This is a genomic window from Lacisediminimonas sp. (assembly GCF_030645335.1).
Taxonomy (GTDB): Bacteria; Pseudomonadota; Gammaproteobacteria; order Burkholderiales; family Burkholderiaceae_D; genus Lacisediminimonas.
In genome coordinates this window covers 1-3,903 of sequence record NZ_JAUSNH010000061.1, presented here as the reverse complement: position 1 = coordinate 3,903, position 3,903 = coordinate 1, and the positions used below count along the sequence as shown (strand labels likewise).

Here is a 3,903-nt window from a genome sequence, read left to right as displayed (position 1 = left end):
TGCAACAAGCCGATCCCGGCGACGCTCAACGGCAGTCTTCGGGCGCCCCCCGGTGCGCTGCTTCCCCATCATGTTGCGCAGCAGAAACTTGCAGACTTGGCCGCTTCTTGCCAAAGCGCAAATCCCGACCCGATTCCCCGCCCGACCTTGCAATTTCGTCCCTGCCGAATGACCGAGGTCAAACCGGGTCATGCCCCAAATTACAAAATAGGACCACGCCAGCGCACCCGGCATTTGCATCCGGCGCGCGCGCCAGCCTTTCCACCCATGAGCCAGCAAGGACAGCATGAAACGAGAATCCCAGCACCCAGAACCCGCGGCCTGGCCCGCATCCAATGGCAAGGTCGCCCTGGTCACTGGCGTCACCGGGCAGGACGGCGCTTATCTGTCGGAGCTGCTGCTGTCCAAGGGCTATACGGTGCATGGCATCAAGCGCCGCACCTCGCTGATCAACACCGGCCGCATCGATCACCTGTATCAGGATCCGCATGAAGAGCAGCGCCGCTTTGTGCTGCATCATGGCGACATGACGGACAGCTCCTCGCTGATGCGCATCATCCAGCAGGTGCAACCCGACGAGATTTACAACCTGGCGGCGCAAAGCCACGTCGCCGTGTCGTTCGAAGAACCTGAATACACCGCCAATTCCGACGCCATCGGTCCGCTGCGCATGCTCGAAGCAATGCGCATCCTCGGGCTGGAAAAGAAGACCCGCTTCTACCAGGCGTCGACCTCGGAGCTGTACGGGCTGGTGCAGGAAACGCCGCAGCGCGAAAGCACACCGTTCTATCCGCGCAGCCCGTATGCGGTCGCCAAGCTGTATGCCTACTGGATCACGGTCAACTACCGCGAGGCTTATGGCATGTACGCCTGCAACGGCATCCTGTTCAATCATGAATCACCACGCCGCGGCGAGACTTTCGTGACCCGCAAGATCACGCGCGCCATGGCGCGCATCGCGCTCGGGCGCCAGGATTGCCTGTACCTGGGCAACCTCGATTCGCTGCGCGACTGGGGTCATGCGAAGGACTATGTCGAAATGCAGTGGCTGATGCTGCAGCAGGAACAGCCTGAAGATTTCGTGATCGCCACCGGCATGCAGTACAGCGTGCGCGATTTCGTCAATGCGGCCGCCAGCGAGCTGGGCATCAAGCTGGCGTGGCGCGGCAAGGGCGTGCAGGAAGAGGCGAGCGTGGTCGAGCCCGGTCCGCTCGGCGGCCTGCAGGCTGGACAGGTCGTGGTGCGCGTCGATCCACGCTATTTCCGGCCGACTGAAGTGGAAACGCTGCTCGGCGACGCTACCAAAGCACACACCCGGCTGGGCTGGAAGCCCGCCACGCGCTTCGAAGACCTGGTGGCCGAGATGGTGCGCAGCGACCTGGATGCGGCGCGCAAATATGCGCTGGTGACCGACAACGGCTTCATCGCCTATGCCCACAATGAATGACATCGGCGGCGACCTGCCGCGCATCTTTGTCGCCGGCCATCGCGGCATGGTAGGGTCTGCGATCGTGCGGCTGCTGCGCGCGCGCGGCGATTGCACGATCGTCACCCGCTCGCATGCCGAACTGGATCTGTGCAACCAGCGCCAGGTCGATGAATTCTTCGCCGTCCAGGCAATCGACCAAGTCTACCTGGCAGCGGCCCGGGTGGGCGGCATCCATGCCAACAACACGTATCCGGCCGAGTTCATCTGGCAAAACCTGATGATCGAAGCCAATGTCGTGCACAGCGCCTGGCGCGCTGGCGTGCAGCGCCTGTTGCTGCTCGGCTCGTCCTGCATCTACCCGCGCAACGCTCCCCAGCCGATGCGCGAAGACACGCTGCTGACCGGCCCGCTGGAAGCGACCAACGAGCCGTATGCAATTGCCAAGATCGCCGGCATCAAGCTGTGCGAGAGCTACAACCGCCAGTACGACGTGGACTATCGCAGCGTGATGCCGACCAACCTGTACGGGCCGGGCGACAACTATCACCCGCAGGATAGCCATGTGCTGCCAGCGCTGATACGCCGTTTCCATGAAGCGCGCGAGCAGCATGCGCCGGCAGTCGCGATCTGGGGCAGCGGCACGCCGCGCCGCGAGTTCCTGCATGTGGACGACATGGCTGCGGCCAGCATCTTCGTGATGAACTTGCCGCGCGCCACCTACGCCGCCCACACCAGCCCGATGCGATCGCATGTGAACGTGGGCAGCGGCCAGGAAGTGACGATACGCCAGGCAGCCGAGCTGGTGGCGCAGGCAGTAGGCTACAACGGCAGCATCGCCTGCGACAGCAGCAAGCCCGATGGCACGCCGCGCAAGCTGCTCGACACCGGCTTGCTGCACACCCTGGGGTGGCGGGCGTCGATCCCGCTGAAGGACGGCCTGGCCAGCACTTACCGCCAGTTCCTGCAGGAGCAGGTGCAACCGGCGCGCCGGCAAACGGCCGCCGCATGATGGATCACCCATGAACCCGGTCTCGCTAAGCCCGATGGAAACACTGGGCGTGCTCCTGGTGGCGTTATTGGCCGTTCCGATCGCCATTGGCGTGTGCTTGCGCGCGCCGCGACGGGTGGTGACGGCCTTCATCGTCATGCTGTTCATGTTCTCGTCCTCGACCTGGGGTCAGGTGGATGTCGAAAACACCATTTATTCGCGTGGCACCGGGCTGCTGGTTTTCCCGTTGACTGCGCTGTTGCTGATGACGGCCGGCGTCGCCGCTGTCATGCGCAAGCTTGCCAATCCGCACAATCCGGCGCTGGCGGTTCCGCTCGGGCGGTATTTCGCTGCATTCGGTTTCCTGATGCTGGCGCATGTCGTGCTCGGATTGATGTCGGGCGTCGATATCCTCGACATCGTGCACAACAACGGCATCATCAACCTGTTCTACATGCTGATCTTCATTGCCATGGTGGTGATGGCTTTCAACACGGAACAGGACAAGCGCAATCTTTTGCTGATGTTCCTGGCGCTGGCGGCGATCCGCGGGATTTTCGGGCTGGGCCGCTACCTGCTGTTCGACGGTGACAGCGCCAACCCTTACCGCAACTTCGAAAGCCTGGATATCAAGCTGTTCTACTTTGACATTGCCGATAATTTCGTTGCTGCGCTGGCCGCATTCTGCATCGCCTGGTTGCTGACCACGCCGGGGATCCGGCTGGCGCTGTGGAAGCGGCTCGCCCTGTATGGCTTCCTGGCGCTGGAAATTGCCGCGGTCGCACTGTCGTACCGGCGCTCGTCGCTGATTGGCCTGGCGCTGATGTTCGGCTTGTTGTTCCTGCTGCTGCCCTGGCGCCGCCGGCTATTGTTCGCGACCCTGGCCATCGTGGCGCTGTCCGTGGCCATGTCGATTTTCTTCGAGAGCCGGCTGCAATTCAATACCGGCAACGATGGCGGCTTCCTGTCCTCATTGCTGTACGACGTCGCGCCCGACAGGGGCATACGCAACAGCCGCTGGTATGAGCTGTCTGCCGCTGCCCAGAGCATCGGCGGCGACTGGCTGTTTGGCCTGGGCTCGTGGGGCGCCTACCAGGGCGACCTGTCTTCGCTCGACTATCATTTCGGCAAGCTCGACTTCGTGCATAGCGGGCTGGGGCATCTCGTGCTCAAGACCGGTGTGGCGGGGCTGGCCTTGTTCCTGCTGATGCTGGCCAGCTTCATTGCGTTTTACCTGCGCAACCGCAAGCGGCTGCGCGGCAATTCACAGTTGCTGGCCGACGCCGGCATGGCCGGCTTCCTGTTCTGGATCCCGACCCTGCTGGTTGGTACGCCGATCATCGAATTCCGGACCATGCTGCTGATTGGCCTGACGCTGGCCCTGCCCTACGTCGCCGCCGGCGCCGAACCGACCAGGGTGCGCGCTTATGCTATGGCGTAACTCACTGTGGAACCTGTCCGGCTCGGCGCTGCCGATGATTGCAGC

At 63.0% G+C, this 3,903-nt stretch carries 4 protein-coding genes; 3 read left to right on the top strand and 1 reads right to left on the bottom strand.

Annotated elements, in window-relative coordinates; genetic code table 11:
• A partial coding sequence (locus Q7T64_RS04570; RefSeq protein WP_304791905.1) for a hypothetical protein occupies positions 1–288 on the bottom strand: 288 nt, incomplete at its 3' end.
• Between Q7T64_RS04570 and gmd the strand changes: the two genes are divergently transcribed.
• The 3 genes from gmd to Q7T64_RS04555 are packed head-to-tail and all read left to right on the top strand — an operon-like array spanning position 287 to position 3,858.
• Complete coding sequence (gene gmd, locus Q7T64_RS04565; protein ID WP_304791900.1) at positions 287–1,447, top strand: GDP-mannose 4,6-dehydratase; 1,161 nt, start codon at positions 287–289, stop codon at positions 1,445–1,447. The two genes, Q7T64_RS04570 and gmd, sit on opposite strands and share 2 nt — an antisense overlap.
• Positions 1,431–2,438 carry a GDP-L-fucose synthase family protein gene (locus Q7T64_RS04560; protein WP_370653251.1) on the top strand — a complete coding sequence of 336 codons (1,008 nt, stop codon included), beginning with the start codon at positions 1,431–1,433 and terminating at the stop codon, positions 2,436–2,438. The genes gmd and Q7T64_RS04560 overlap by 17 nt, the downstream gene beginning before the upstream one ends.
• 10 nt (positions 2,439–2,448) lie before the next feature.
• The gene (locus Q7T64_RS04555; protein WP_304791894.1) at positions 2,449–3,858 is read left to right on the top strand and encodes an O-antigen ligase family protein; all 1,410 of its coding nucleotides are present in this window, start codon (positions 2,449–2,451) and stop codon (positions 3,856–3,858) included.
• Positions 3,859–3,903: the final 45 nt, after the last annotated feature.

Bases quoted from the DNA above. Each gene is read 5' to 3' on its own strand.
- Q7T64_RS04560 (WP_370653251.1), top strand. From the start codon at position 1,431: ATGCCCACAATGAATGACATCGGCGGCGACCTGCCGCGCATCTTTGTC.
- Q7T64_RS04555 (WP_304791894.1), top strand. From the start codon at position 2,449: ATGAACCCGGTCTCGCTAAGCCCGATGGAAACACTGGGCGTGCTCCTG.
- gmd (WP_304791900.1), top strand. From the start codon at position 287: ATGAAACGAGAATCCCAGCACCCAGAACCCGCGGCCTGGCCCGCATCC.